At 65.7% G+C, this 24,577-nt stretch carries 31 protein-coding genes; 17 read left to right on the top strand and 14 right to left on the bottom strand.

The annotated features are described in order from the left end of the window. Positions 1-3: 3 nt before the first annotated feature. The 14 genes from V5G24_RS08510 to flgF all read right to left on the bottom strand — a co-directional run bounded on the left by V5G24_RS08510 (position 4) and on the right by flgF (position 11,970). Positions 4-402, bottom strand: a complete 399-nt coding sequence (locus V5G24_RS08510; RefSeq protein ID WP_394084813.1) for a flagellar protein FlgN — start codon at positions 400-402, stop codon at positions 4-6. An 11-nt stretch (positions 403-413) separates the two neighbouring features. Next, positions 414-920 carry a rod-binding protein gene (locus tag V5G24_RS08505; protein ID WP_394084812.1) on the bottom strand — a complete coding sequence of 169 codons (507 nt, stop codon included), beginning with the start codon at positions 918-920 and terminating at the stop codon, positions 414-416. A gap of 50 nt (positions 921-970) precedes the next feature. After that, positions 971-1,384: a hypothetical protein gene (locus tag V5G24_RS08500; protein ID WP_394084811.1), complete on the bottom strand. Its 414-nt coding sequence runs from the start codon at positions 1,382-1,384 to the stop codon at positions 971-973. A 155-nt stretch (positions 1,385-1,539) separates the two neighbouring features. Further along, on the bottom strand, positions 1,540-2,295 hold the full coding sequence (gene fliR, locus V5G24_RS08495; protein ID WP_394084810.1) for a flagellar biosynthesis protein FliR: 756 nt from the start codon (positions 2,293-2,295) through the stop codon (positions 1,540-1,542). Beyond that, positions 2,292-4,382: a flagellar biosynthesis protein FlhA gene (flhA, locus tag V5G24_RS08490; protein ID WP_394084809.1), complete on the bottom strand. Its 2,091-nt coding sequence runs from the start codon at positions 4,380-4,382 to the stop codon at positions 2,292-2,294. Before flhA ends, fliR begins: the two co-directional genes overlap by 4 nt. Before the next feature lie 75 nt (positions 4,383-4,457). After that, complete coding sequence (gene fliQ / locus V5G24_RS08485; protein WP_394084808.1) at positions 4,458-4,724, bottom strand: flagellar biosynthesis protein FliQ; 267 nt, start codon at positions 4,722-4,724, stop codon at positions 4,458-4,460. Between the two features lies 1 nt (position 4,725). Further along, on the bottom strand, positions 4,726-5,130 hold the full coding sequence (gene flgD / locus V5G24_RS08480) for a flagellar hook assembly protein FlgD (protein WP_394084807.1): 405 nt from the start codon (positions 5,128-5,130) through the stop codon (positions 4,726-4,728). Positions 5,131-5,188: 58 nt separating this feature from the next. Then, positions 5,189-5,605 carry a flagellar biosynthesis repressor FlbT gene (gene flbT, locus V5G24_RS08475; protein WP_394084806.1) on the bottom strand — a complete coding sequence of 139 codons (417 nt, stop codon included), beginning with the start codon at positions 5,603-5,605 and terminating at the stop codon, positions 5,189-5,191. Continuing rightward, complete coding sequence (flaF, locus tag V5G24_RS08470) at positions 5,602-5,949, bottom strand: flagellar biosynthesis regulator FlaF (protein WP_394084805.1); 348 nt, start codon at positions 5,947-5,949, stop codon at positions 5,602-5,604. Before flaF ends, flbT begins: the two co-directional genes overlap by 4 nt. A gap of 19 nt (positions 5,950-5,968) precedes the next feature. Then, positions 5,969-7,018 (bottom strand): flagellar hook-associated family protein, encoded by a 1,050-nt coding sequence (locus V5G24_RS08465; RefSeq protein WP_394084804.1) that lies wholly within the window; start codon positions 7,016-7,018, stop codon positions 5,969-5,971. Between the two features lie 5 nt (positions 7,019-7,023). Beyond that, positions 7,024-8,481: a flagellar hook-associated protein FlgK gene (flgK, locus tag V5G24_RS08460; protein ID WP_394084803.1), complete on the bottom strand. Its 1,458-nt coding sequence runs from the start codon at positions 8,479-8,481 to the stop codon at positions 7,024-7,026. Positions 8,482-8,518: 37 nt separating this feature from the next. Next, positions 8,519-9,778, bottom strand: coding sequence for a flagellar hook protein FlgE (locus V5G24_RS08455; protein ID WP_394084802.1), 1,260 nt, complete (start codon positions 9,776-9,778; stop codon positions 8,519-8,521). A 106-nt stretch (positions 9,779-9,884) separates the two neighbouring features. Beyond that, positions 9,885-11,207 carry a flagellar protein export ATPase FliI gene (fliI, locus tag V5G24_RS08450; protein ID WP_394084801.1) on the bottom strand — a complete coding sequence of 441 codons (1,323 nt, stop codon included), beginning with the start codon at positions 11,205-11,207 and terminating at the stop codon, positions 9,885-9,887. Positions 11,208-11,247: 40 nt separating this feature from the next. After that, positions 11,248-11,970, bottom strand: coding sequence for a flagellar basal-body rod protein FlgF (flgF, locus tag V5G24_RS08445; RefSeq protein WP_394084800.1), 723 nt, complete (start codon positions 11,968-11,970; stop codon positions 11,248-11,250). A 258-nt stretch (positions 11,971-12,228) separates the two neighbouring features. Between flgF and motA the strand changes: the two genes are divergently transcribed. From motA to fliP, 17 genes are all read left to right on the top strand, one after another. After that, the gene (motA, locus tag V5G24_RS08440) at positions 12,229-13,119 is read left to right on the top strand and encodes a flagellar motor stator protein MotA (protein ID WP_394084799.1); all 891 of its coding nucleotides are present in this window, start codon (positions 12,229-12,231) and stop codon (positions 13,117-13,119) included. Between the two features lie 2 nt (positions 13,120-13,121). Continuing rightward, on the top strand, positions 13,122-14,048 hold the full coding sequence (locus V5G24_RS08435; RefSeq protein WP_394084798.1) for a flagellar motor switch protein FliM: 927 nt from the start codon (positions 13,122-13,124) through the stop codon (positions 14,046-14,048). Then, a complete protein-coding gene (locus V5G24_RS08430) occupies positions 14,029-14,355 on the top strand; it encodes a hypothetical protein (RefSeq protein ID WP_394084797.1) in 327 nt (108 codons plus the stop codon). The genes V5G24_RS08435 and V5G24_RS08430 overlap by 20 nt, the downstream gene beginning before the upstream one ends. A gap of 138 nt (positions 14,356-14,493) precedes the next feature. Further along, on the top strand, positions 14,494-14,790 hold the full coding sequence (fliN, locus tag V5G24_RS08425; protein ID WP_394084856.1) for a flagellar motor switch protein FliN: 297 nt from the start codon (positions 14,494-14,496) through the stop codon (positions 14,788-14,790). Between the two features lie 12 nt (positions 14,791-14,802). Further along, the gene (locus V5G24_RS08420) at positions 14,803-15,837 is read left to right on the top strand and encodes a flagellar motor switch protein FliG (RefSeq protein WP_394084796.1); all 1,035 of its coding nucleotides are present in this window, start codon (positions 14,803-14,805) and stop codon (positions 15,835-15,837) included. Between the two features lie 11 nt (positions 15,838-15,848). Next, positions 15,849-16,925: a flagellar biosynthesis protein FlhB gene (flhB, locus tag V5G24_RS08415; protein WP_394084795.1), complete on the top strand. Its 1,077-nt coding sequence runs from the start codon at positions 15,849-15,851 to the stop codon at positions 16,923-16,925. Beyond that, positions 16,912-17,370, top strand: coding sequence for a BspJ family T4SS effector nucleomodulin (locus V5G24_RS08410; RefSeq protein ID WP_394084794.1), 459 nt, complete (start codon positions 16,912-16,914; stop codon positions 17,368-17,370). Before flhB ends, V5G24_RS08410 begins: the two co-directional genes overlap by 14 nt. 74 nt (positions 17,371-17,444) lie before the next feature. After that, positions 17,445-17,825, top strand: coding sequence for a flagellar basal body rod protein FlgB (gene flgB / locus V5G24_RS08405; RefSeq protein ID WP_394084793.1), 381 nt, complete (start codon positions 17,445-17,447; stop codon positions 17,823-17,825). Between the two features lie 2 nt (positions 17,826-17,827). Further along, positions 17,828-18,256 carry a flagellar basal body rod protein FlgC gene (flgC, locus tag V5G24_RS08400; protein ID WP_394084792.1) on the top strand — a complete coding sequence of 143 codons (429 nt, stop codon included), beginning with the start codon at positions 17,828-17,830 and terminating at the stop codon, positions 18,254-18,256. 80 nt (positions 18,257-18,336) lie between these two features. Beyond that, the gene (fliE, locus tag V5G24_RS08395; RefSeq protein WP_509292319.1) at positions 18,337-18,603 is read left to right on the top strand and encodes a flagellar hook-basal body complex protein FliE; all 267 of its coding nucleotides are present in this window, start codon (positions 18,337-18,339) and stop codon (positions 18,601-18,603) included. Between the two features lie 9 nt (positions 18,604-18,612). Next, positions 18,613-19,401 (top strand): flagellar basal-body rod protein FlgG, encoded by a 789-nt coding sequence (gene flgG / locus V5G24_RS08390; RefSeq protein ID WP_394084790.1) that lies wholly within the window; start codon positions 18,613-18,615, stop codon positions 19,399-19,401. A 17-nt stretch (positions 19,402-19,418) separates the two neighbouring features. Continuing rightward, positions 19,419-20,081, top strand: coding sequence for a flagellar basal body P-ring formation chaperone FlgA (gene flgA / locus V5G24_RS08385; RefSeq protein ID WP_394084789.1), 663 nt, complete (start codon positions 19,419-19,421; stop codon positions 20,079-20,081). Further along, positions 20,078-21,226, top strand: a complete 1,149-nt coding sequence (gene flgI / locus V5G24_RS08380; RefSeq protein WP_394084788.1) for a flagellar basal body P-ring protein FlgI — start codon at positions 20,078-20,080, stop codon at positions 21,224-21,226. The genes flgA and flgI overlap by 4 nt, the downstream gene beginning before the upstream one ends. A 266-nt stretch (positions 21,227-21,492) precedes the next feature. Then, positions 21,493-22,218 (top strand): MotE family protein, encoded by a 726-nt coding sequence (locus V5G24_RS08375; protein WP_394084787.1) that lies wholly within the window; start codon positions 21,493-21,495, stop codon positions 22,216-22,218. 8 nt (positions 22,219-22,226) lie between these two features. Continuing rightward, a complete protein-coding gene (locus V5G24_RS08370; RefSeq protein WP_394084855.1) occupies positions 22,227-22,964 on the top strand; it encodes a flagellar basal body L-ring protein FlgH in 738 nt (245 codons plus the stop codon). Between the two features lie 131 nt (positions 22,965-23,095). Continuing rightward, the gene (locus tag V5G24_RS08365) at positions 23,096-23,608 is read left to right on the top strand and encodes a flagellar basal body-associated FliL family protein (RefSeq protein ID WP_394084786.1); all 513 of its coding nucleotides are present in this window, start codon (positions 23,096-23,098) and stop codon (positions 23,606-23,608) included. Between the two features lie 71 nt (positions 23,609-23,679). Continuing rightward, a complete protein-coding gene (gene fliP, locus V5G24_RS08360; protein ID WP_394084854.1) occupies positions 23,680-24,456 on the top strand; it encodes a flagellar type III secretion system pore protein FliP in 777 nt (258 codons plus the stop codon). The last annotated feature ends 121 nt before the right edge of the window (positions 24,457-24,577 follow it).

Here is a 24,577-nt window from a genome sequence, read left to right as displayed (position 1 = left end):
CGCTCAGGCCCCGTCCTTGGAAGGCGTGCTGGAATAGGTGCCGTCGGATTCCGCGTCGCGCAGCGCCGTGGCGAGGATGCCGCTGATTTCCTGCGAGGCCGCAAGATTGACCGACAGAAGATAGAGATTGCGGGCCAGCTTCTCCCGCACCGTGCCGAGCCGCAGGGCGACCACCGGATCGGCCTCGCGGGGCAGCGCCCGGCTGGCGCGGCTGAGCTCCAGCAGGCTGCGGCTCTTGCGGCGGTTGACCTCGTGCAGATCGATCGGCAGATGAGCTTCGAGAGAGCCCGTTTCCTGGTCGATGATCTCTTCGAGCCGGTCGAGGGCCGCGATCATGGTTTCGCGCGCGGGGCCTTCCGGGCTCAGCAGACGCGGCAGGACGGTGGACTCATCGTGTCTCATCTGGCGCATCCTCAGGCCGAGGCGGCGGAGCCGGTCGCGGATGCGACCGGGAGCGAGGGCGCGGCGGCAGCCGACGGGGTGACCCGCGCCTGGGCCGATGCGATGCGGTCCGCGATGCCGATGCCGCCATGCTTGGCCACCTGGTCGGCGACCTTCTCAGCCAGCATGGACTTCCAGATCTGCCCGGCATTGCCGCTGCCATAGACGGCGGCGGCATGGCTCGGCAGCATGGCCTGCACAAATTGCGACAGCACCATGCTTTCAAATTTGCGATAGGCGGTGGCCGCCGATCCGCCGGCGGCGGAGGTCTTTGTCAGCGCGGTCGCATTCTGAAGTCCGACCGCGGACGTGGGCGCATAGGCCAACCCGTTCGCCGGCCCGATCCCGCCCTCCTGGCTCATCGCCTGGGAAAAGCCCGAACCGAGCGCCTTGAGGTTCGATGTGATCTTCTGGGTGCGGGCCGGATTGCCGGCCTTGACCACGTCCATCACAATGTCTGTGGTGAGTTGAATGCCCATGGCCCGATCATCAAACGGTGTTTCGATCGGGGCAGTTTGCGGGGGCTTGCTTATGTGAGGCTTGCATCCTTCGATGCCGCCGCGCCGGGCCGCAGCGCCGCCGATTCCGTCAGTTCCTGAAAGGCCTTGCGATCCTCGTGCGCGCGCGTTTCGCGGACCACCCGCTCGGCCATGCGCTCGGCCCGTTTGAGCGCGAAAGCCTGCGCCTGCACGCGCTCGGCCTGCGTGGCCTCCTCGGCCGCGAGACGTGCCGCCTCCTGCGAGAGCCGCTTCAAGGTGCGCGAGACCATGTCCACCAGGAGCGGGCCGAACATGGCGCTGTTCAGCGTCTCCATGACGCTGGCGCGATTGCGCTCAAGCGCCGCCTGCTCCTGCCGGATGCGGGCGAGCTCCCATTCGGCGGTGCGGTGCATCTGCGCCCGCACGGCGACGATACGCTTGGTGGTTGCCCGACGATCGCCCATGGCGCCCCTGCCCTCCTCTTGAGCGCGATCCGCCCATAGGGAACCACTTGGTGGTTCCCTATGGGCGGTGAATCGCCCTCTCACTTATTGAATAGAGGCGGATTCACCGCCCATATCGACTCGCCTTGGGCGAGTCGATATGGGCGGATCCGGCTCTAACCGGCCGCCAGCCACTGGCTGAACGCCATCATGAACCCGGCGAGCAATTGATCCACGGTCGCATACAGCAACAGCATGCCGCCCGCTGTGATGAACGGCGTCGCGATGAAATAGACCGGAAGCTGAGGCGTGAACTTGTTGGTGATGCCCACCGCGAAATTGACGATGATGGAATAGACGATGAACGGGCTCGCGATCCGCAGCGCCAGCAGGAAGGCGGTGGTGAGCTGGTCCACCACGTCGCTCAGCCCGAGGCGGGCGGTGAACACGGTGCCGGGCGGAAGGCGGCGATAGCTGTCGAACAGCGCGCGGACCAGCTCGAGATGCTGGTCGCTGATGAACAGCAAGGTCGTCGCGCTGAACGCGAGCAAGGTGGCGACGGGCGGCAGCGCCTCGTCGTCCTCGATCATCGTCCCGGCCATGGAGGCAAGGCCAATCGCCTGGGCGATGGCGCTGGCCATGGATTGCAGGGCGAGAAAGAAGATCCGCGCCAGCAGGCCGATCATGGCGCCGGTGGCGGCTTCCGACCCGATCGCGCCCAGCAAGGCGAAGGAACCCGCCTCGCGCGCGAAGCCCTCGACGCTCGACTGGAGCAGGGGCACGAAGGCCAGCGACAGGCCGATGGCCAGGAACAGGCGGAACTGGGGGGACAGATGCCGCCCGCCGACCCCGGGCATCAGCATCAGGCAGCCGCCGATGCGGCAGAAGATGAGGAACGCCGAGATCACGCCCTCGGCCGCCAGCGCATTCATGAAATGGTCCCGAGGGACTGCACCTCCACCCCGCGCGCAATCTCAACGTGCGACAGCACCGGCAGCGCGGGGAACATGCGCTCGATGATCATGCGCACATAGGGGCGCGCATCCGGCGCGGTGACCAGCGCGAACGGGCGCCCTTCGCGCAGATGCTCGCGCACCGAGGTCGCGGCCTCCATGCCGAACTGCTCCACCAGGCGCGGGTCGATGTCGAATTCCACCACATCGCCCTTGGCGTCGCGCTTGAGGCTCTGATGGAAGGTGAGATCCCACTTGCCGCCGAGCCGCAGCACGCGCAGCACGCCGCCTTCGGCGAGATCGCCACAGATCTGCTGCGCCATGCGCATGCGCACATGCTCGGCCACCTGCTCGGAGCGGCGGGCATGGGGCACGATCTCAGCGATGGCTTCCAGAATCAGATGCAGGTTGCGGATCGAGACCCGCTCCGCCAGCAGCAATTTCAGCACCGCCTGGAGCCCGGAATAGGAAATCTGGGCCGGGCACATGTCATCGATCAGGCGCTTATATTCCGGATCGAGCCGATCGAGCAGGTTGCGCATGTCCTTGTAGGAGAGGAGCTGCGGCAGGTTGTTGGCGATCACCTCGCTGAGATGGGTGAGGATCACGCTGATATTGTCGATGGGGGAGAAGCCCTCGCGCTTGACTTCGCCGGCATAGGCCTCCGGGATCCACATGGCCTTCATGCCGAACGCCGGCTCGCGCGTGTCGTCGCCCGGCACGTCCGGCCGCGCGCCGTCGCCCAGCACCACCAGCAACTCACCGATGCGCATTTCCTGCGAGGAGACCACGGTCCCGTGGATGCGGATCTGGTAATTCTTGGCCGGAACGCTGAGGCTCTCGGTCATGCGGATGTCCGGCACCACGAAGCCGTAGCGCAGCGCAAACTTGCGGCGCATCTTGGCGATGCGGTTCTGCACCTCCACCGGCAGGCGCAGCACCTGGCCGGACAGCTGCTTGCCGATGCCGACCTCGATTTCCGCCGTGCGCAGGGATTCCTTCACCGAATTCTGTACGTCCCGCGCCGCCTGCTCGTCGCTCTCCTGCTGCTTGGCCTCTTCCGCGGCCCGCTGGCGCGCCAGCTTGCGGGGGATGGCATAGCCGACGAACGCCATGGTCGCGCCCAGCAGCGCGAATGGGATAAACGGCAGGCCCGGCATGATCGCCAGGCCGAACATCATGCCGGCGGAGACGAACAGCGCCCGAGGATAGGCCCCGAGCTGCCCAAGCACCGCGACTTCCGCCCGGCCGCGCGTGCCGCCCTTCGACACCAGAAGGCCCGCGGCGAGCGAAACGATCAGCGCGGGAATCTGCGACACCAGGCCGTCGCCCACCGAGAGGCGCGTGTAGATGTCCGCCGCTTCGCCGAGCGGCAGACCATGGCGCGTCACGCCGATGATGATGCCGCCGAAAATATTGACGGCGATGGTGATCAGGCTCGCTACCGCCTCGCCGCGCACGAATTTCGAGGCGCCGTCCATGGAGCCGAAGAAGGCGCTCTCCTCCTCCAGCTCGCTGCGCCGGGTCTGGGCTTCCTTGTCGGTGATGAGGCCGGCGTTGAGATCGGCGTCGATCGCCATCTGCTTGCCGGGGATGGCATCGAGCGTAAAGCGGGCGCCCACCTCGGCGATGCGGGTCGCGCCCTTGGTGATGACCAGGAAGTTCACCGTCACCAGGATCATGAACACCACGATGCCGATGACGAAATCGCCGCTCATGACGAGCTGGGAGAAGCCGTGAATGATATGTCCGGCCGAATTCACGCCATCGGCGCCCTTGGCCAGGATGAGCCGCGTGGTCGCCACCCCGAGCGCCAGGCGCAGGATGGTCGCAAGCAGCAGCACGGTCGGAAATGCGGAGAAATCGAGCGGCTTTTGAATCCACAGTGCGACCATCAGGATCAGCACCGAAATCGCGATCGACAAGGCAAGTCCGATGTCGATCAAGAACGGCGGGACAGGAACGAACAATACCGCGATGATCGCGATAACGCCGATGGCAAAGCCGATATCGCGCCGTGATTGCGCGGGCAAGGCGCCCCCCGTCCTGACCGGAACGTCAGACATCGTTACAAGCCCCTCCCCCGAGGCAGACATGAAGCGCCAGGCTGAAATTCAGACCTCGGCCGTGTCGTGATAATTTTAGAAGCCGGTGGCGATACGCCCGTAGATGCCTTCCGTGAAGGCGAGGATCTGCGAGCCCATGAAGGATGCGGTGAGCGCGGCCACCACGAGCACCGCGATGATCTTGGGTATGAAGGTCAGCGTGACCTCCTGGATCTGCGTCAGCGCCTGAAGCAAGGCGATGAGGATGCCGACGATCATCGCGGCCGCGACCGCCGGGCCGGCGGCGACGATGATGGTCCAGATCGCGGCATGGACCACGTCCAGCGCATCGGCCTGGTTCATGTCAGGACAGCGTGACGCCGGCGCCGAGGACGAGTGTCGAGCCGTTGGAGAGGGTCGCCACCGGGCCGGCGGAGGTGATCTGCACCGAGGCCACCTGCCCGCTCACGGAGCCGTCGGCCGAAGTCACCGTGCGGCCGAGCGCCCGGTCGGCGGTCTGGAGCGCGGTGGCGGAGAGCAGGGAATCGAGCTTGGAATTGCTCGCTATGCTCTGTTCCACCTGCGAGAAGGACGCCAGCTGCGACATGTAGGCCGTGGAATCCATCGGCGAGGTCGGGTCCTGGTTCTTCAGCTGGGCGACCAGGAGCTGGAGAAAGGAATTATAATCCACGCTCGCCGGCTTGCCGGAAGACGTATTGGCCGTCTGGTTGGTGCTCGCGGCGCCCTGAAGGCCGGAAATCGCTGTCATCTGAGATCCTCCTGCCCCTTCAATGCCCCATGAAGGTTGCGCGAGGCCGACTTCGGCCTCAGGCGGCGCGCGGCGGCAGGGCGCCGCGTCCCAGGATCTCGTCCTCGATCGGGAACAGGGTCCGCAAGGCCCGAAGCGCCTCGAAGGTGCGCCCGCCTTCCATCAGCTGGGCGATCCCGTCCAGCGCCAGCAGCACGGTCGGGTTCGAGAACGAGCCGAACAGCGCCGCCAGCTGCTGGAAGAACAAGGTGCGCGCGGTGGCGGCATTCACCGGGTCGACCAGGATCGCCTGGGCGACGAAATAGAGCTGCCGCAGCGGCGTCGTGGTGTCTTCCACCTGCATCACGTGGCTTTCCAGCAGGAAGGTCACGTCGTTCAGCAATTCCACGGTGACCTTGCGGTCCACCCGCAGCACGGCGCCATTGATGTAGATCTTCTCGCCCGGGCGCAGGCTGATCTGCATCGTCTTGCTCATCTCAGCCCGTCCCGGATGGTCCGGTTGATGTCGATCAGCCCGGCGAAATTCTGCGAGCGGTCCTGCACGATCTGGTCGGCTTCCTTCAGCATCCACAGGCCGATGGAAATGAGGTTCGCGCGCAGCGCTTCCGCCAGCTCGTTGTTGGGATTGGCGAGGTCGCGGATCAGGAATGCCCACAGCCGCTGGAGATATTCTAGCGCCGCGGTCGCCTCGCGCGAATTGGGGCCGGCGCTGGCGGCCACCGTCAGCAACTCGATCGCATGGTCGAGCGCCATGCGCTCGCGCTCGCGCGTGACGGCACCCGATTCTTCGAAGATCTCGTCATATGAAAACCGATACATCGCGCCCTCCTCCGGCTGCTTAGACGTAATTGAGAATGCTCAGTTGCATGAGCTTGGCGGTGGTGGCGTAGGACATCTGGAGCTGCGTCGTCAGCGTATCCATGCGTGTCTTGGCTTCCGCCGGGTCCACCCCTTCCAGGGCGGAAATCTGGGCCTGCGTCGCCCCCACCACCTGGATCATGCTCTCGTTCGAGGTGGCGACGCGCTGCTCGGTGACGCCGAGTGCCGCCTGGGTGTCCGTGACGCCGGAAATCGCCGCGCCCACGACGATGCGGGCCTTGTCGAGCACCACCTGAAGCGTGCTCGCGGACATCCTGCCGATGCCGAGTTCGCCGACCATGGCATAGGCCATGGCGAGATCGCGCATGGGCTGCGTGTTGGCATTGGTGGAGACGGTCGCCCGCTCGTTCTGCGAGATCCGGCTGGTGAGGTTTTCGCTCGACGCGGACGACCAGTTGGCGCCCCAGGCGGGATCGGTAAACATGGCCGCGAACTCGGTGTCGAGGAAGCTCGACATGGCGGCGGGCGCGATGGTCGCGATCTTCGGATCATTCTGCGGATCGACGGGATCGAGCCCGAACTTGGCGGCGAAGGCGACGTTGAGCGCGGTCTTCGGCGTGCCGCCGTAGTCCGCCACCGGCTTCACCGCGCTGTTGACGCCGGCGAAGATGAAGCGCTTGCCGTCGCTGGTGTTCAGCGTGGCGGTGAGAGCGCTCATGGAGGTTTTCCCGTGCGCCTCCAGCGAGGCCGCGCCGCCGGACGTATCGGGCACCGACATCAGGTTCTGAAGAAAGCTGTTCGCGGTGTTGGACACGTCGGTCAGCGCATTCTGCGTGAGGCTGAGCTGGTTCGTGGTCAGGGCATTGCCGTCGATCAGTGACTGAACCGCGGTTTCCTTGATGTGCAGATCCACGCTGCGGCCGGTGGTGATACCCAGCGTCAGCCCCACGTCGGCGTGGCGGCCGGTCGCGATCTCGGCGTTCACCTTGGAAATATCCGATTGCAGCTTCGGCAGCGTGTTCAGCGCGGTGTTCGTCCACGCGAGCGTGGAGATGTAGGAGCTCATCATCTCAGTCACCTGATGGCCGCGAAGAGGGAATCATAAAGCTGCCCGATCACGCCGATCAGCTTCGAGGAGGCCTGGTAGCTGCGTTCCAGCTCCAGTTGCGCGGCATATTCCTGGTCGAGATTGATGCCGGTGATCGTGGACAGGGCATTGGACGCCTGGGACAGCACGGCGCGCGCGCTGTCGGAGGCCGCGGACGCGCTCTGCCGCTGCGCCTCCAGCCAGCTCACCGAGCCCGCCGCGAAGGTCGCAAGATCGGTGCCCGAGGACAGCTGTCCGGCGGGATCGAAGCTCCGCGCCGCCTCCAGCGCCGTCACGGTGGCTTGCAGGCGGACGCTGTAGGCGGCGGCGGAGGTGGTATTGGCGACATAGGCCGCGCCGTTCGCGCCGCCGTCCCGCAGCAAAGCGGGGCTGCCGCCGACCGTCGAGTCGAAGGCCGAATTGACCGCGATCGTACCGGCAAGGCCGGGCGTGAGCACGCCCGGCACGCTCGCCGAGCCGGAAGTGAAGAGGCCGGGCAGCGTCGGCGCGCCACCGCCGGTCTGGTCGCTCTCGGCAAAGGTCGCGACCAGGCCGCGCGCCATCTCGTCCAGCTGGTTCTGATAGGTGACGGTCAGGGAATCCCGCACCCGCGCGAGCCCGGCGATTTCGCCGCTCTGCAAGGGCATGGCGGCCGAGGGGCCGCTGACCGATACGCCGTCCACGAATACCGAATTGCCGGTGGTGGCGGCATCGAACACCGGCGTGGACTTGAACGAGACGGCGCGGGCCGTGGTCTCGAACAAAGTGGCGCCGCTGTCGGTATAGACCACGATGTCGTTATGGGCGCGGGTCACCGTGGTGACGCCCATCTTCTCGGCGATCTGGGAGAGGATCGCGTCGCGCTTGTCGAGCGCGTCGGTCACGTCGGTGCCGTTTTCGCTGCCGAGCACCACCGCGGTGTTCTGCGCCTGGAACTGGGCCAGCAGGTCGTTCACCTGGCTCACCGCGTCGGCGATCTTGCTGTCGGAGGTGCCGCGCAATTGCTGCACGGTGGAGGTCGCGGCATTGAGGCCGATGGCGGCATCCTTGGCCGCCGTCACCACCGCCGTGGCGAGGGTGGTATTGTCGGGTGCGTTGGCATAGGTGTTCAGCGCATTGTCGAGCACGCCGAGCTTGGCCGCCGGCGAGGTGGTGTCCGTGGTGTCGCCCACGGTCAGCTTCAGCTGTCCGAGCCCCAGCAAGATCGCCTGCTGTCCCGCGCTGGCCGAGGTGGCGCCGAGCGTGCGCTCATAGAGCAGGTTGTCGCTGGCGCGCGTGATGTTGACGACCCGCGCCGACCCGTCCGCCGTGGTGGTGGTGACGGTGATCTTGCGCGAGGCCGCGGGATCTCCCGCGCCGGCCACGTTGCGGGCCGACGTGGAAATCTGTGTCGCCGTGGTGAGCAGCGAAGACTGCGCGGTATTGAAAGCCGTCGTCAGGCTCATAACGCACTCGCAGGGTCAGGAGGAAAAAGAAAGACGCTCACCGCTTCAGGTTCATCAGCACGTCGAGCAATTCCGTGCCGGTCTGGAACACCTTGGAGTTGGCCGTATAGTCGCGCTGGGCGACGATCATCTTGGTCAGCTCCGAGGCCATATCGACGTTGGATTGTTCGGTGGCGCCGGAAATGACGCTACCCACCCCGGCGGTCTCGGCGAAGCCGACCTGCGCCGCGCCCGATTCCTGGTTGGCGATGAAGGCATTGCCAGCCACCGGCGTGAGGTGGTCAGGGCTCTCCACCGTGGCCAGCGGAATCTTGAAGATGGCCGATTGGCGTCCGTTGGAATCGGTCGCGTAGACCGTGCCGTCCTTGTTGATGGTGACGCCGGCGACCGAGCTCGGCGCATTGCCGTTCACGCTCGCGGTCAGCGGCGTGTAATTGGCGGCGAGCTGGGTCATGCCGCTCATGTCGATGGCCAGGGTCTGGCCGCCGGGAACGCCAAGGCTGATCGAGCCGCCCGATGCGAGATTGCCATAGGTGTCGAAGGTCAGCGTCTGGGTGGCCAAAGCGGCGCTGGAATAGGGAAAATTGCCGGTCGCGGGGGCATCCGCCTGGTCGAACACGGCGACTTCCCAGGTGGCGGGCGTGGCCACCGTCTTGCTCATGAAGATGTCGAGCGTCACCTGGTTGCCCACATTGTCATAGGCCACAAGCGAGGACTTCTGGCTGAACGAGGACGCAACCAAATTGGCGCCCGCCGTCGGCGCCGCGACCACCGCCGCGTTGGACGGCAGATTGGCCGCGAACGCACCTGTGGTGGAGGGATTGGCGGCCAGCTTGGTGTTCTGCAGATTGATCGCCGCAAGGCCGCCGGCGCCGTTCAGCACCACGTTCGGGCTTTTGCCGTCCGCGATGTCGTAGCCCATCAGCGTCAGCCCGGCGCTGTTGGTGAGATTGCCGGTGGCGGCATCCACCTGGAACCCGCCGGCACGCGTCAGCAGCGTCTGGCCCGAGGGGTCCTGCACCATGAAGAAGCCGTTGCCCTGCACCGCAAGATCCGTGGACGTGCCGGAATAGGACAGGTTGCCCTGTTTGCTGATCGCGTGGCGCACATCGGTGACCACCGAGCCAGATTCGTAGGAAGAACTGTCGGTCTGGAGCAGCAGGGAGGAGAATTCCGTCGAGGAACTCTTGTAGCCGGCAGTACCGGAATTGGCGATATTGTCCGAAACCGTGCTCAGCAGGTTCGACTGGGCATTCATTCCGGACACGCTCGTGCGCAGCATTCCATAAAGGCTCATGTATCTCTGTCCTCGGTTTGGCGCGACGCCGGAACGGCCGGGCTAGCCTTGGGGGCCACCCTTCGGGCCATCTGATCAAAACTAGCTTGTGTGAAACTGCCGGGGCTCAGCCTTGGATCGCCTCGGCCAGCTCTCGGAACGGGTCGGTGCTAGGCGGCGAATGGGGGTCCTGGCGCAGGCTCTCGTAGATGCGCGGCACCAGTTCCACCGCGCGGTCGAGCTCGAGGTCGCTGCCGGGCTGGTAGCCGCCCATGAGCCGCAGGTCGCGCGTATCCTCGAACCGCGCGATCATGCCCTTGAGCTTCTGCACCAGATCCCGCTCCGGGCGGGTCCAGACCAGATCGGCGAGGCGGGAGATGGAGCCGAGCACGTTCACCGCGGGAAAGCGGCCCTGGTCGGCGATGGCGCGGTCGAGCACGATATGTCCGTCGAGCGTGCCGCGGATGGCGTCGGCAACGGGGTCATTGTGGTCGTCGCCGTCCACCAGAACCGAGAACACCCCGGAAATGCTGCCGGCGCCCTGCGGGCCGGGCCCGGCGCGCTCCAGCAGCTTCGGCAAGGTGGAAAAGACGCTCGGCGCATAGCCGCGCGCAACCGCCGGTTCGCCGGCGGCAAGGGCCACGTCGCGCGCCGCATGGGCGTAGCGGGTGACGGAATCGACGATCAGCAGAACCGATTCGCCCTGGTCGCGGAAATATTCCGCGATCCCCAGCGCCGCCTGGGGCGCGAGGCGCCGCATCATGGGGCTCTCGTCGCTGGTGGAAACCACCACCACCGCCTTGTCGCGATTGGGCGCGAGCGGACCTTCCAGGAATTCGCGCACTTCCCGCCCGCGCTCGCCCACCAGGGCGACCACCACCGTATCGAAGCCCGAACAGCCGGCAAACATGGACAGCAGCGTGGATTTGCCAACCCCTGAGCCGGCAAAGATGCCAATGCGCTGGCCCTCGCAGATGGGGGTGAAGATATCGATCACCCGCACCCCCGTGCGCAGTGGTTTTTCGATGCGGTTGCGGTTCATGGCGGCGGGCGGCTGGGCATCAAGCGGCATGCGCCTCGCGCCCCGGATCAACGGCCCGCGCGAGTCGAGAGGAACGCCGAGGGCGTTCACCACCCGCCCCTTCCAGCTGGAATCGGGGGCCAGGGTGAGCGGTCCGATGCGATAGGCCGTGGCGCCGACGCCGATGCTGGCGCGCTCGTCGAACGGCTTCACCACCGCGCCCGCATCGTCCACGCGCACCACCTCGCCGATGCGCATGCGCCCGTCCACGTCGATGCCGACGCGCTCGCCGAGTTTTACCAAATGCGAGAGGCCGCAGACGCGAAAATGGGTCGGCGCCACCTCGCGTACGACACCGCCGACACGCACCGGCGGGCTGTCCTCCAGCCCCGATTCCAGGGTCGCGCGCAGCGTCAGGAGGGCATTCATATCCACGTCCCCGCGCACGGGCGAAAGCAAGCGCGGGCGATCATGTCGGGCCGAGGGTGCGGATGGCCGAATCGGTGCCGTTTTCGCTCTGCTGGATGGCGGTCGCCGCCTGCTCGAACGCGCGCTGCACCATGATGAGGCGCGTCATCTCCATGATGGGATCGACGTTCGAACCCTCGACATAGCCCTGCGCGACCTTGTTGTGGGTGAAATCGCGCACCGGTTCTGTCGGGCCATCCGGGATGACCGTGCAGTTTTCACCACGCGTGAGCTTGGCCGAGGCGGGAATCGTGAAGACGCCGATCGAGCCCACGGTATTACCAGCCTGGGTGATGCTGCCATCCGAGCCGATGCCGATCGGCCCGGCCGCCGGATTGAGCGTGATCGGTCCGCCGCTATTGTCCAGCACCGGATAATTATTGACCGACCGGAGCTGGCCCTGGTCATCCAGGTGCATGCGCCCGTCGCGGGTATAGGCGGTGCCGTCCGGCCCCTTCACGGCGAGCCAGCCCTCGCCCTGGATCGCCACATCCAGTGGATTGCCGGTGTAATTCACCGGCCCCGACCGCAGCGAGGTATAGGTCTCGCCGGCCGAAGTGAACGCAACCGAACGTCCGCCCGCTTGGGACACCAGGGTCTCGAAGCGGATATGCTCGGCGCGAAAACCGGCCGTATTCGCATTCGCGATATTGTTCGCGACGGTCGAGAGACGACGTTCCGTCGCCATCTGGGCGGAAAGCGCGACATAGGCGCTTGACGACATGAGCTGCCTCCAGGGCGATTGCGGGTGGCCGTCCGAGGGTCAATCGAGCCCGCCGGACCTTCGCGTCGCCCGGACCTTCGCCGGTGAAGCTTGCTTGAGCCTTTGCAGGCGCCGCCAGCGCCTTAGCCGCTGATCAGCCGCCGCCAACCCAACGTCCCCGCGCCCTCTCCCGTTCCACCCGGCTGTGCGCCCGCCCACTCCAGCCTCGCGCAATCCACGCGCCGTACCACCGCATAACAGCACAGGAGGAGAAGCGCCTTGGGCGTCCTGATCGGCATCATCCTAGGCCTCGTCGCGACGTTCGGCGGCTTCATGGCCATGGGCGGCCACATCGATGTTGTGTGGCAGCCCTTCGAATACGTCATCATCGGCGGCATCGCTCTCGGCACCTTCATCATCGCCAACCCCGTGTCGGTGATCAAGGATACCGGCAGTGCGATCGTGCAGGGCGCGATGGGAACCGCGCCGAAGCGCAAGGATTTCATCGCCCTGCTCGGCCTGCTCTACACGCTGATGCGCGACATGCGCCAGAAGCCGCGCAACGAAGTGGAAGCCCATATCGACAATCCGGGCGAATCCACTCTGTTCGCGCACTTCCCGACCATCCTGAAGGACAAGGAGCTGACGCAGTTCATCTGCGATTATGCCCGCCTCATCATCATCGGCAACGCCAAGTCGCATGAGATCGAGGGCCTGATGGAGCAGGAAATCTCCACCATCAAGAAACACAAGACCAAGCCCGCCGCCGCCCTCAGCACGGTGGCCGAGGGGCTGCCCGCGCTCGGCATCTGCGCTGCCGTGCTCGGCATCGTGAAAGCCATGGGCGCCATCGACCAGTCGCCGGAAATCCTCGGCCATTATATCGGCTCGGCGCTGATCGGCACCTTCGTCGGCATCTATTCGTCCTACGCGATCCTCGGCCCGCTGGCGAACAAGGTGAAGATCACGCGCGAGAAGCAGTGCGCACCCTTCATCATCGCCAAGCAGACCTTGATCGCCTTCATGAACGGCGCCCTGCCGCCGATCGCACTGGAACATGGACGCAAGACCATCTCCGGCGGCGACCGGCCGACCATCGATGAAGTCGAGAGCGAGGTGATCTCCTCGGCGCCGTCCTCCTCCTCCGCGCCCCAGCAGCAGGCGGCCTGACCATGAGCGAACACAAGCACCAGGATATTCGGGACATGCTGCTGGACGCGGCCGGGCTCTCGCTCGACCGCCTGCCGATGCTGCACGTGATCTTCGACCGCATGAGCACCTTCTGCGCCGACAGCCTGCGCACGCTGGCCGCCTCGCAGGCTTATTATTCGCTCTCGAGCGTTGAGAGCGGACGCATCGGCGACGTGCTGGAAATGTACGAGGGCATGGCGGTGGCGGGCATTTTCCACGCCCCGAGCTGGGACAGCCACATCATCGTCGGCTTCGACCGCGACTTCATCTTCACCATGATGGAAGTGCTGTTCGGCGCCGATGGCTCCGAACCGCCGGTGGACGACGAGCGCAGCTTCTCCAACATCGAATCGCGCGTGGCGCAATTGCTGTTCGAGCAGATGAGCAAGGTGCTGCGCTCGAGCTTCGCGCCCGTCACAGACACCACCTTCACGTTCGAGCGCCAGGAAACCCGCATGGATTTCGCCGTGATCGGACGGCGCAACAATCTCGCGATCGTCACGAAATTCCTGCTCCAGGCGCTGAACCGCGGGGGCGAGATGTTCGTCATCATCCCGCAATCGGCCCTGACCCCCATGCGCCAGGCCCTCTCGCGCACCACCTCGGCGGAATCCAGCGGGCGCGATCCGAAATGGACGCAGCAGATCCGCGGCGAGGTCAATCGCACCCAGGTCAAGGTCCGCGCGATCCTGGAGGAGCGGCATTTCCCGCTCGGCGAAATCGCCGATCTGAAGGTCGGGCAGGTCATCAAGCTCCAGGCCACGCCGCGCACGCGCGTCAAGCTTGAGAGCAAGGATCAGCCGCTGTTCTGGTGCCACCTCGGCCAGGCGGAAGGCTCCTATGTGCTGCGGGTGGACGACCTCATCAGCCCAGAACAGGAGTTCCTGAATGACCTCTTTCCCCGCTGACCTACTGCTGCTGGCAGCCCTGCTCGCCACCACGGTCTGCGTGGTGATGGTGCATCGCAAGCTCAAGCGGCTCGATGTGCTGAACGCCGATTACGAGCGCGCGCTCGCGGATACCTCGCGCGCCCTGATCGCCGCGCGCGACGCGCTGGTGACGCTGGATCTCGACGGCAAGGAAACGCTGATCCTGCTCGCCACCCGCATCGACCAGGCTCACGCCCTGATCGACGAGATCGACCGCCGCGACGCCGGACAGGTTCCGGCCAGCAAAAGCGTGCGCCCGCCGTCCGGCGATGCGCGGCGCCGCTGAGGGCGCGATGACTTCAAACGACGCGCCTGCGTCACGCCAATGCTCAAAGGGGGAGTTCCCATGGCCAATCTGCCCGTCGATGAAATGGAATTGAACGAAGCCGCCGCCAATGCCCAGGACGAGGCGCTTCTAGCGCGCATGGGCGGCGTGCGCGAGGAAACGCTGGCCACCGGGCGCGGCCTGGAATCGGTCATGCGCATCCCGGTGCTGCTCCAGGTGGTGCTCGGCTCGGCCTCCATGCCGGTGTCGAACCTGCTGAAGCTCGGCCGCGGCGCCATCGTGCCGCTCGACCATCGGGTCGGCGAGCCGGTGGACGTGGTGGTGAACGGACGCATCATCGCCCGGGGCGAGGTGATGGTGGTGGAGGACGACAATTCGCGCTTCGGCGTCTCCCTCACCGAGATCGTCGGCCCGAGCGGCCCCGAAACCGCCTGATAGGGCCGCCCGATGCCCAACTCACCCCCCTCCTACGCGGCAAGCAAGAGCCGGCCGCTCCACGGCACCGATAAGGTGGCGGCGCTGCTCATGACCATGGGCGCGCCGGTGGCCAACCGGATCATGAAGCATTTCGAGGCGGACGAGATCAAACTTGTCACGCGCTCGATCGCCGAACTGAAGCCGGTCAGCAACGCGCAGATCGAAACCCTGATCGAGGACTTCGCGACCCATTTCGTCGCCGGCGCCAACCTGGTGGGCACGGCGGCCGATGTGGAGCGTCTGCTGACCGGCGTGCTGCCGCCCGAGCAGATCGCCGAGCTTATGATGGAGCTGCGCGGGGCGTCGAACCATACGATCTGGGATCGCATCTCCACGATTACCGAGAATGTGCTCGCCACCTATATCATGAAGGAGCATCCCCAGACGGCGGCCCTCATGCTGTCCAAAGTAAAGCCGGCCTGCGCCGCCAAGGTGATGAGCTTTATCCCCGAGGATCGCCGCAACGGCATCATGCGGCGCATGCTCACCTTCAAGCCGATCGTCGACAACACCATGCAGGTCATCGAAAAGACCGTGCATGAAGACTTCATGATGAACTTCTCGCGCAATGCCGGGGCGGATCCGCACGCCCGCATGGCCGACATCATCAACAAGATGGAGCGCGACGACATGGAGACGGTGCTCAACAGCCTCGCCGCCACGCGCCCGAAGTCCGCCGAGATCCTCAAGGGACTTCTGTTCACTTTTGACGACATCATCAAGCTGACGCCGAAGGCCCGCACCGCCTTGTTCGACCAGGTGCCGAACGACAAGCTGATCCTGGCCCTCAAGGGCACCGATCTGGATTTCCGCGAAATCATCCTGCAATCGCTCGGCGCCCGCGTGCGTCGGATGGTGGAGCAGGAACTTGGCGGCGGCGAGCCGGTGGCCCAGCGCGACGTGCAAGATGCTCGCCGCACCATCACCGACCTCGCGCTCGACATGGCTGGGCGCGGGGAAATCGAACTCAATTCCGGCAATGAGGAAGACACCTATGTGCGCTAGGGTGTCGGCCGATGTCTGAAGCCCCGGACAAGGAGAGCCAGACAGAAGAGGCGAGCGAAAAGAAGATCAGCGACGCCGTTGAGAAGGGCAACGTGCCGTTTTCGCGCGAAGTGACACTGTTCGCCTCCCTGGTGGGCATTCTCCTATGCCTGACCTTCTTCGCATCGAACCCCGTGCGCCGCCTCGCGGACGATCTCGCGCGCTTCATCGACGATCCCGCCGGCTTCCGCCTGGAGGAGAGCGGCGACGCGGTGGATCTGCTGATGAGCCTGCTCATGGTGGCGGCCCGCTTTCTCACGCCCATCGTCATCATTCTCGCGCTGGCCGGCGTGGTGGCGACCGTTTTCCAGAACATGCCGCGCATGGTGCTGGACCGCATCACCCCCAAATGGTCGCGGGTCTCTCCGCTCGCCGGCTGGTCGCGCATCTTCGGCACCCAGGGTCATGTCGAGTTCGGCAAATCGCTGTTCAAGTTCTTCTTCATCGGTCTGGTCTGCGCGATCCTGCTCTATTCGCAGCAGTATCAGATGGTGAACGCGATGTTCTCCGATCCGCTGCTGATTCCCTCGGTTGTGCTTTCCTTGTCGACGCGCCTGGTCTCGGCGGTGTGCATCGGCACCATCGCCCTGGTGGGGGCGGACCTGGTATGGGCGCGCTTCCGCTGGCGCGCCGATTTGCGCATGTCGCACCAGGAAGTGAAGGACGAGTTCAAGCAGGCCGAGGGCGACCCCATGGTGAAGGCGCGCATGCGCGCGCTCGCCCAGCAACGGGCACGCCAGCGCATGCTCACCAACGTGCCCAAGGCCTCGCTGGTGATCGCCAACCCGACCCATTACGCGATCGCCCTGCAATACGACCGCGCCAAGGGCGGCGCCCCGCTGGTGGTGGCCAAGGGCATGGACCTGATCGCGCTGAAAATCCGCGAGATCGCCGAGCGCAACAACATTCCCGTAATCGAGGACCGAGCCCTCGCCCGCGCCATGTACGACGCGGTTCAAGTTGATCAATGGATTCCCAACGAATTCTATCGCCCGGTGGCGAAGATACTTTACTTCATTTATTCGAGGAAGCCCAATGCGCCCCCGTAACGGCACCCATATCCTCGAGATCCAGCACCTGGAGCATGCGGAGATCGAGCGCTACGAGAAGCTGCTGGCCAATGCCCTCAAGCAGGTCATCACCGAGCTCGCGTTCACCAACGCCGGGCTGATGCTGTCCTATGTGAGCGCGGGCCAGGAAAGCATCATCGCGGATATCCTCGCCTCGTCGGCGGAGATGTCTCTGAAGCCGGGCATCCTGCGCTACGGGCATCAGGCCACAAGCTCCGCCGAATGGGGCGCCGCGCCGATCATGAGCCTCAGCCTGGAGCTTCATCACGCCAAGCTGAGCGCCTTTTTCCGGCTGGTGTTCGATCAGTTCGCCATCGGCGTGGACATCGATTCGATCCGCTTCGCCCGCGCCGCCGGCACGCCCGAGGAGGACCTCGCCTGCTTTGCGGCGGCGCTGGAAGACATGCGCATCACCACACAATAAGCCCGGCCCGGCGATCGCCAGCCTGGGGCAAGGTTCTCACCCTAGCGTGCGGACAGGTTATCCGGGAGGTCGGTTTGGAGCCCCTATTTCTATTCAGCCTCGCATCGCGCCACGCCCAATGGGCCTCGGTCCGTCAGGCCGCCATTTCTGGAAATATCGCCAATGCCAACACGCCCGGCTTCAAGGCCGCGGATGTGGAGCCCTTCACCGCGGTGCTCGACAAGACGCGTCTTTCGATGAACCGGACCTCGGCCCGCCATATGGACGTGGCCAACGCCGGCGCGCCGACCAGCAAGGTGAACAAGGCCGAAGGCTGGGATGTCAGCCATTCCGGCAACACCGTCAGCCTGGAGCAGGAAATGCTCAAGGCCGACGAGGTGAACCGCGCCTTCTCCCTCAATACGAACGTCGTGCGCTCGTTCCAGCGCATGATGCTCTCAAGCGTGAAGACCTGAGCATGACCGTCCTGACCCTCGATCCGCTGCGGGCCGCCTCCGGGATCGCCGCCGCCGGCCTGGAAGCCCAGTCCACCCGCCTGCGCATCGCGGCGGAAAACGTCGCCAACGCGCGCTCCACCGGCAATGCGCCCGGCGCCGATCCTTATACGCGCAAGACCGTCCAGTTCTCCGCCGAGCTGGATCGCGCGCTCGGCGCCTCCACCGTGCGCGTGAAGTCGCTGGGGCATGATCGCGCGCCGTTCCAGACCGAATACGATCCCGGCAATCCGGCCGCCGACGCCTCCGGGCAGGTGAAGATGCCGAACGTGAACACGCTGATGGAAATGGCCGACATGCGCGAGGCGGGTCGCTCCTATGAAGCCAATCTCCAGATGATCAAGCAAGCCCGCTCCATGGTGGCGATGACCATCGATCTCCTGAGGAGTTGAGCATGATCGACGCGGTCAATTTCAGCGCGCTCTCGCGCACCTCCAGCACCAGCCTCGGCGGGACGCGCACCGACACGCAGATGACGTCGCAATTGACGTCCAAGGTCGCGCCCGGGGCCGCCGCCGCCCCGTCCGATTTCACCGACATGCTCTCGCAGATGTCGTCCAATGCCGTGACCACCCTGAAGCAGGGCGAACGCGCGGCGATCTCGGGCATCTCCGGCAAGGCCTCGGTTCACCACGTGGTGGAGGCGATCATGTCGGCGGAACAGACCCTGCAAACAGCGATCGCGGTGCGCGACAAGGTTGTCGCCGCCTATCAGGAAATCAGCCGGATGGCGATCTGAGGATAAGACATGCGCGCCCTAGCCATTGCCGCTACCGGAATGTCCGCCCAGCAGACCAATGTGGAAGTGATCGCAAACAATATCGCGAACATCAACACCACGGGGTTCAAGCGCGCCCGCGCCGAATTCTCCGATCTGCTGTATCAGGCCGAACGCGCCCAGGGGGTGCCCAATCAGGATGGCGCGGGCCCAATCCCCGAAGGCGCCCGCATCGGCCTTGGCGTGCGCACCGTCGGCATCCGCAACCTGCACATTCAAGGGCCCCTCGCGCAGACCGGCAACCCGCTGGATCTCGCCATCAACGGGCGCGGCTGGTTCGAGGTCACGAGCCCGTCGGGCGAGACGCTCTATACGCGCGCCGGTTCCTTCAACAAGGGCCCCGCCGGAGAGCTCGTAACCTCCGACGGCTATGCGGTTATGCCGGCCATCACCTTTCCCGCCAATGCGACGGGGATCGTGGTCAATGATTCCGGGCAGATCTATGCCCAGATCCCGGACCAGCAGGCGCCGCAATTGCTGGGCCAGCTCAGTGTCGCGAACTTCGCCAATGATTCCGGCCTCGACCCGCTGGGCAACAATCTCTACCGCGAGACCACCGCCTCCGGCCAGCCGGTGGTGAGCGTCGCCGGCGACGTCGGCTTCGGCAACATCCATCAGGGCTATCTGGAAGGCTCCAACGTCGATCCGGTGAAGGAAATCACCGAGCTGATCTCCGCCCAGCGCGCCTATGAAATGAACTCGAAGGTGATCCAGGCCGCCGATGAAATGGCGAGCACGGTCTCCAAGGGTATCCGCTGATCGTCATGAGGCTCCCCATGTCCGCACATCGCCAAGCGCCGGCGCCGCTTCGCGCGTCCCGCACCGAAAGTGCGCACATGCCGTGGCGCTTCCCCCGCGTTTCGGCGCGCTGCGTCGCGCTCGGCCTGCTCGCGCTGTCCTGCATGATGCCGGCCACCTCCGGCGGCGCGCAGACCATCTCCGCCATGGCGGCGCAGGCGGAAGCCAGCCGCGAGCCGCCGCCCCCGGCGCCAAGCCCCGGCGCTGCCGTAGCGCCGGCCGCGCCTGCCCCGGTGGTCGCGGCGAGCGAGGATATTCCCGTGCCGGTTCCCGCCGTGACGATCTTCCCCGGCGATGTGATCACCGCCGGCATGCTCACCGAGCGCATGATGCCGCACGCCACCGTCGCCCGCTGGGGCACCATGGCCGGCGCGCCTTCGCTGATCGGTAAGGCCGCGCGCCGCCTGCTGGTGGCGGGTCAGCCGATCCCGCTCAATTCCGTTGCCGAGGTTCCCCTCATCATCAAGGGCGCGGCGACGCGGGTGCGCCTGGAAGAAGGCGGCCTTTCCATTTCCGGCTATGCGACCGCGCTGGAATCCGGCGTCGCCGGCGCCGTCGTTCGCCTCAAGAACATGGATAGCGGCCAGACCATCCTCGGCGTCGTGCAGACCGACGGCTCCGTGCGCGTGAGCATGAAATGACGGCGCGCGCCCCTCTTCGCACCCCGCTTCGCGGGCTCCTGCATGTCGCCGCCGCCCTCGCGCTGCTGCTGGCGGGTGGAATGGCGGGCGCCGATTGCGCCGCCGCCGGCACGCGGATCAAGGACATCTCCAGCATCCAGGGCGTGCGCGACAACCAATTGATCGGCTACGGCCTGGTCATCGGCCTCCAGGGCACCGGCGACACGCTGCGCAATTCCCCGTTCACCGAACAGGCCCTGCAATCCATGCTCGACCGCATGGGCATCAACGTGCAGGGGCTGCAATTGCGTGCCCGCAACATCGCCGCCGTGGCGGTGACAGCGAATCTCCCCGCCTTCGCCGCCATCGGCACGCGGATCGACGTCACCATCGCCTCGCTGGGCGATGCCACCTCGCTGCGCGGCGGCACCTTGCTCGCCACCCCGCTCAGCGGCGCCGACAATCTCGTGTATGCAGTGGCGCAGGGCCAGCTGGTTTCCGGCATCGCCATAACTGGCCAGGCGGAAACCCTCACCCAGGGCGTGCCCACCGCTGGCCGCATCGCCAATGGCGCTCTCGTGGAACGCCAGCTCTCCGGCCAGCTGCGCGACCTGCCCGAGATTGTCATCGATCTCAACAATCCCGATTTCAAGACCGCCGCCATGATGGCGGACGTGATCAACGCCTATACTCGCGAGCGCTACGGCCGCCCGCTCGCCCGCGAGCGCGACCTGCGCACGGTTGCGGTGCAGCGTCCACCGCAGGCCAATCCCGCGCGCTTCATCGCCGAACTGGGCGATCTCACCGTCAATCCCGACACGCCGGCCAAAGTGGTGGTAGACCAGCGCACCGGCACCGTTGTGATCGGGCGCAACGTACAGGTCTCAACCTTCGCCGTCACCCAGGGCAATCTCACGGTGCAGGTGCAGGAGACCCCGGTGGTGTCGCAGCCCGCGCCCTTCTCCTATGGCGAGACGGTGGTGGTGCCGCGCACCGACATCGAAGCACAGGAGACCGGCGGCCCGATCGGCATCGTCTCCGGCACCAATCTGCAAACCCTGGTGAACGGGCTCAACCGCTTCGGCCTGAAGCCGAACGACATCATCTCGATCCTCCAGGCGGTGAAGACCGCGGGCGCGCTCCAGGCCGAGCTGGTCTTCCAGTAAAGGCCGCTTGCCCCGCGCGGCAGTCAGCGTCGCGCAAGCCACTCCTCCTAGAACGGAATCATGGAGAGAGGCGGGACGTGAGGCGGCGCAAAGCCACCCGCGCGCAAGAATGGAACACCATTCTGCGGGACCTGCACGACAGCACGAAAAAGCTGTCTCGGCGACATCCGGCTTTGATCCTGAAACCCCGCGCCCTCTGCTGCCGGAGACGGCAACGGCCGCCCGCCGCCGCAGAGCCCGCGCCCGATTGAACGGGAGGATGCTCGATGACCGCAACCATGTCCGCTCTGCTTCCACCTCTGGTGATTTTCATGACCGGCCTCGTCACCGGGGCCGCCTGCATCTCGCTGCTGGTTCAAGCGCAGATGAAGCGCCTGCGGGAAGACAAGCGCTATCTGGTCGAACTGCTCGACGGCGCGATCCTGATGCGGCGCGATGCAGCCCAGAAGACCGGGCCGATGCGTGCGCGCGCCCTGCCCCTGCTGCTGGTGCTGTGTGCCGCGCTGGTCGGCCTCGGACGCGAGGCCCAGGCCCAGAGCGCGCCCGCGGCCAGGCCGATGGAAGTCGCGGCCGCCGATGCCAGCCGCGAGGACAATGCGATCCAATATTGCCGTTCCATCGTGAACGCCGCATCCGACGCCCGCTTCGCGCGGCAGAAGGAGGCACTGGCGACCATGGAGAAGGACATCGAGGCCCGCATCGCCGCGCTGGAAGCCAAGCGCGCGGAATATCAGGACTGGCTGCAACGGCGCGAGGTGTTCCTGAAAAAGGCCGACGATTCCCTCATTTCCGTCATCTCCCAGATGCGCCCGGACGCCGCCTCGGCGCAGATCTCCGCCATGGGCGAGGAAGCCGCCGCCGCCGTGCTCGCGAAGCTCACCCCGCGCGTGGCGAGCGCCATCCTCAACGAGATGGACCCGCCCCGGGCGGCGCGCCTCACCTCCATCATGGTCGGCCTCGGCCGCCGCACGGTCGACGGGCGGGCCAGCTGATGAACCTGATGCCGAATCGGCCGCGCGTCGCCCGCGTGGTTTCCGCCCTTGGCCTCGCGATCGCGCTGGCGGGCTGCCAGACGACCTATGACAGCCTCGCTTTCGGACCGGCCCTGACCCCGGTGGGAACCGGGCTCGACACCACGCGCCAGCCGGTGCCCATGGCGTTCCGCCAGCCGGCCCAGCGCAGCTTCAGGTCGACCTGGGATCAGGCCAACGGGCAGAGCATGTATCGCGACCTGCGGGCCTCCAAAGTGGGCGACGTGATTCGCGTGGCCATCGCCATCGACGACAAGGCGCAGTTCGACAATGCGACCGACCGCTCCCGCGATTCCAAGACCCGGCTTGGCGCCGAGGCCGCGCTGAATCTCTCCGGCTTCGGCAAGGGCGCCAATGCCGCTGCCGGCTCCGGCAATCTCGATACCAATTCCTCCACCAGCACCACCGGCAAGGGCACCATCGACCGGTCGGAGAAGCTGCGGCTTTCCATCGCCGTGGTGGTCACCGAGGTGATGCCCGACGGCAATCTCATCATCAGCGGCTCGCAGGAAATCCTGGTGAATTACGAAGTGCGGGTTCTGAACATCGGCGGCATCGTCAACCCGCTCGACGTCTCCGCGACCAATATCATCCCCTACGACAAGATCGCCGAGGCGCGCATTTCCTACGCCGGACGCGGTCGCCAAACCGATGTGCAGCAGCCCGCCTGGGGCCAGCGCATCTATGACATGGTCGTTCCCTTCTAGAGCGCGCGGCGATCGGCTTGCGTCGCAAGCTGATCGGATAAGGCGTTCTCTAACAATTGTTTAGTGCCTGATTCACCGATCAGGTTGTTTCAACCTGATCGGTTCAGGCCCTAAGTGGAGAAGACAGAAAAATGGCCGCCGCGCCCGCCAAGAAAGCCGCCCCGGACCCCGCCACCGCCCCCGCCAAGAAAGGCAGCGGCATGATTCTCGCGCTGCTCATTCTCACCGTGCTCGGCGTGGTGATGGGCGGCGGGCTCGGCTACCAGCTGGCCGACACGGTGGAGAAGGTGGTCGCCGCCAAGCCGCCCGTCGAGCCGGAAAAGAAACCGGAACCCCTCGCCTATACCGGCAATCTCTCCTCCCAGGCCCTGAAGCCGGTGGTGGTGAATCTCGCCGCACCCTCGGGAACCTTCGCGCGCCTCGAATCCACGATCATCTTCAAGACCGGCGCCCTGGCGAACCCGCAGGTCACCGCGAGCGAGATCCGCGAAGACATCATGGCCTATATGCGCACGCTCTCGCTCAGCCAATTGGAGGGGCCGAGCGCGCTTCAGCACCTGCGGGAGGATCTCAACGAGCGCGCCGGCATCCGCTCCGAAGGCAAGGTCAGCGAACTGCTGCTCGAAACCCTGGTGGTGCAGTGAACCGGCCGTCCCTGACCGCGCGGGCCCTGCCCGCGAGGGTTCCGCCCGCGAGGGTTCTGCCCGCTTGCGCGCTGCTGCTCGCCGGCGCCCTGGTGCTCGCCGCCGGCCCGGCCACGGCCCAGACCCTCAATCTCGACCAATTGCTGCCCGACAGCGGTGGCGGCAGCACCAGCGGGCGCATCATTCAGATGGTGGCGCTGCTGACGGTTCTTTCGGTGGCGCCGGGCCTGCTCATCATGATGACGAGCTTCACGCGCCTCGCCATCGCCCTGTCGTTCCTGCGGTCCGGCCTCGGCCTGCAATCGACGCCGGCGAACCTCGTGCTGATCAGCCTGTCGCTGTTCATGACCTTCTACATCATGGGCCCGACCTTCGATCGCGCCTGGCAGGAGGGCGTGCGCCCGCTAACGGAACAGAAGATCACCGAAGAAGAAGCGATCGCGCGGATCGCCGACCCATTCCGCGATTTCATGCTCTCCCAGGTGCGCGGCAAGGATCTGCAATTGTTCGCGGACATCGCCCAGGCGAATGCCGAGAAGCCCGACCGCAAGCTCGCCGCCCCGCTGCCGGTCCCGCCGAAGGCGGCGAACGCGCCGGAAGAGAAGATCGACATGCGCATCCTGATCCCGGCCTTCATGATTTCCGAGCTGCGGCGCGGCTTCGAGATCGGCTTCCTGATCGTGCTGCCATTCCTAATCATCGACATGATCGTGGCAACGCTGGTGATGTCCATGGGCATGATGATGATGCCGCCCTCGGTGATCTCTCTGCCCTTCAAGATCCTGTTCTTCATCCTGATCGACGGTTGGAACATCCTGGTGAGCGGGCTGGTGCGCTCGTTCTACTGACCGTGCGCCCGACTGCCCCTGATGAGGCTGACCTGCCCCTTTCCGGACAGCATTCATGGATGGCACCCATTGGGCCCGCCCTCGCCACTGACAAGCCCCGCCGCGTTTCGGCGGGGTTTAT

Source organism: Roseixanthobacter finlandensis (assembly GCF_043195105.2).
In the GTDB taxonomy this organism is placed as follows: domain Bacteria; phylum Pseudomonadota; class Alphaproteobacteria; order Rhizobiales; family Xanthobacteraceae; genus NCEH01.
The sequence above is the reverse complement of the archived record's forward strand: the minus strand, read 5'-3'. Positions and strand labels throughout refer to the sequence as shown.

Excerpts from the sequence above, each read along its gene's own strand:
- flgF (WP_394084800.1), bottom strand. The coding sequence starts at position 11,970 with ATGTCGTCAAGCGCCTATGTCGCGCTTTCCGCCCAGATGGCGACGGAA.
- V5G24_RS08420 (WP_394084796.1), top strand. The coding sequence starts at position 14,803 with ATGCCCAACTCACCCCCCTCCTACGCGGCAAGCAAGAGCCGGCCGCTC.
- V5G24_RS08500 (WP_394084811.1), bottom strand. The coding sequence starts at position 1,384 with ATGGGCGATCGTCGGGCAACCACCAAGCGTATCGTCGCCGTGCGGGCG.
- flhA (WP_394084809.1), bottom strand. The coding sequence starts at position 4,382 with ATGTCTGACGTTCCGGTCAGGACGGGGGGCGCCTTGCCCGCGCAATCA.
- V5G24_RS08365 (WP_394084786.1), top strand. The coding sequence starts at position 23,096 with ATGGCCGCCGCGCCCGCCAAGAAAGCCGCCCCGGACCCCGCCACCGCC.
- fliR (WP_394084810.1), bottom strand. The coding sequence starts at position 2,295 with ATGAATGCGCTGGCGGCCGAGGGCGTGATCTCGGCGTTCCTCATCTTC.
- flbT (WP_394084806.1), bottom strand. The coding sequence starts at position 5,605 with ATGAGCAAGACGATGCAGATCAGCCTGCGCCCGGGCGAGAAGATCTAC.
- fliE (WP_509292319.1), top strand. The coding sequence starts at position 18,337 with ATGACGTCGCAATTGACGTCCAAGGTCGCGCCCGGGGCCGCCGCCGCC.
- fliN (WP_394084856.1), top strand. The coding sequence starts at position 14,494 with ATGGGCGGCGTGCGCGAGGAAACGCTGGCCACCGGGCGCGGCCTGGAA.
- flhB (WP_394084795.1), top strand. The coding sequence starts at position 15,849 with ATGTCTGAAGCCCCGGACAAGGAGAGCCAGACAGAAGAGGCGAGCGAA.
- flgI (WP_394084788.1), top strand. The coding sequence starts at position 20,078 with ATGACGGCGCGCGCCCCTCTTCGCACCCCGCTTCGCGGGCTCCTGCAT.
- fliI (WP_394084801.1), bottom strand. The coding sequence starts at position 11,207 with ATGAATGCCCTCCTGACGCTGCGCGCGACCCTGGAATCGGGGCTGGAG.
- V5G24_RS08370 (WP_394084855.1), top strand. The coding sequence starts at position 22,227 with ATGCCGAATCGGCCGCGCGTCGCCCGCGTGGTTTCCGCCCTTGGCCTC.
- fliQ (WP_394084808.1), bottom strand. The coding sequence starts at position 4,724 with ATGAACCAGGCCGATGCGCTGGACGTGGTCCATGCCGCGATCTGGACC.
- flgA (WP_394084789.1), top strand. The coding sequence starts at position 19,419 with ATGTCCGCACATCGCCAAGCGCCGGCGCCGCTTCGCGCGTCCCGCACC.
- V5G24_RS08375 (WP_394084787.1), top strand. The coding sequence starts at position 21,493 with ATGACCGCAACCATGTCCGCTCTGCTTCCACCTCTGGTGATTTTCATG.
- V5G24_RS08510 (WP_394084813.1), bottom strand. The coding sequence starts at position 402 with ATGAGACACGATGAGTCCACCGTCCTGCCGCGTCTGCTGAGCCCGGAA.
- V5G24_RS08505 (WP_394084812.1), bottom strand. The coding sequence starts at position 920 with ATGGGCATTCAACTCACCACAGACATTGTGATGGACGTGGTCAAGGCC.
- V5G24_RS08435 (WP_394084798.1), top strand. The coding sequence starts at position 13,122 with ATGAGCGAACACAAGCACCAGGATATTCGGGACATGCTGCTGGACGCG.
- V5G24_RS08410 (WP_394084794.1), top strand. The coding sequence starts at position 16,912 with ATGCGCCCCCGTAACGGCACCCATATCCTCGAGATCCAGCACCTGGAG.
- flgC (WP_394084792.1), top strand. The coding sequence starts at position 17,828 with ATGACCGTCCTGACCCTCGATCCGCTGCGGGCCGCCTCCGGGATCGCC.
- flgG (WP_394084790.1), top strand. The coding sequence starts at position 18,613 with ATGCGCGCCCTAGCCATTGCCGCTACCGGAATGTCCGCCCAGCAGACC.
- flgD (WP_394084807.1), bottom strand. The coding sequence starts at position 5,130 with ATGACAGCGATTTCCGGCCTTCAGGGCGCCGCGAGCACCAACCAGACG.
- V5G24_RS08455 (WP_394084802.1), bottom strand. The coding sequence starts at position 9,778 with ATGAGCCTTTATGGAATGCTGCGCACGAGCGTGTCCGGAATGAATGCC.
- V5G24_RS08430 (WP_394084797.1), top strand. The coding sequence starts at position 14,029 with ATGACCTCTTTCCCCGCTGACCTACTGCTGCTGGCAGCCCTGCTCGCC.
- flaF (WP_394084805.1), bottom strand. The coding sequence starts at position 5,949 with ATGTATCGGTTTTCATATGACGAGATCTTCGAAGAATCGGGTGCCGTC.
- flgK (WP_394084803.1), bottom strand. The coding sequence starts at position 8,481 with ATGAGCCTGACGACGGCTTTCAATACCGCGCAGTCTTCGCTGCTCACC.
- V5G24_RS08465 (WP_394084804.1), bottom strand. The coding sequence starts at position 7,018 with ATGATGAGCTCCTACATCTCCACGCTCGCGTGGACGAACACCGCGCTG.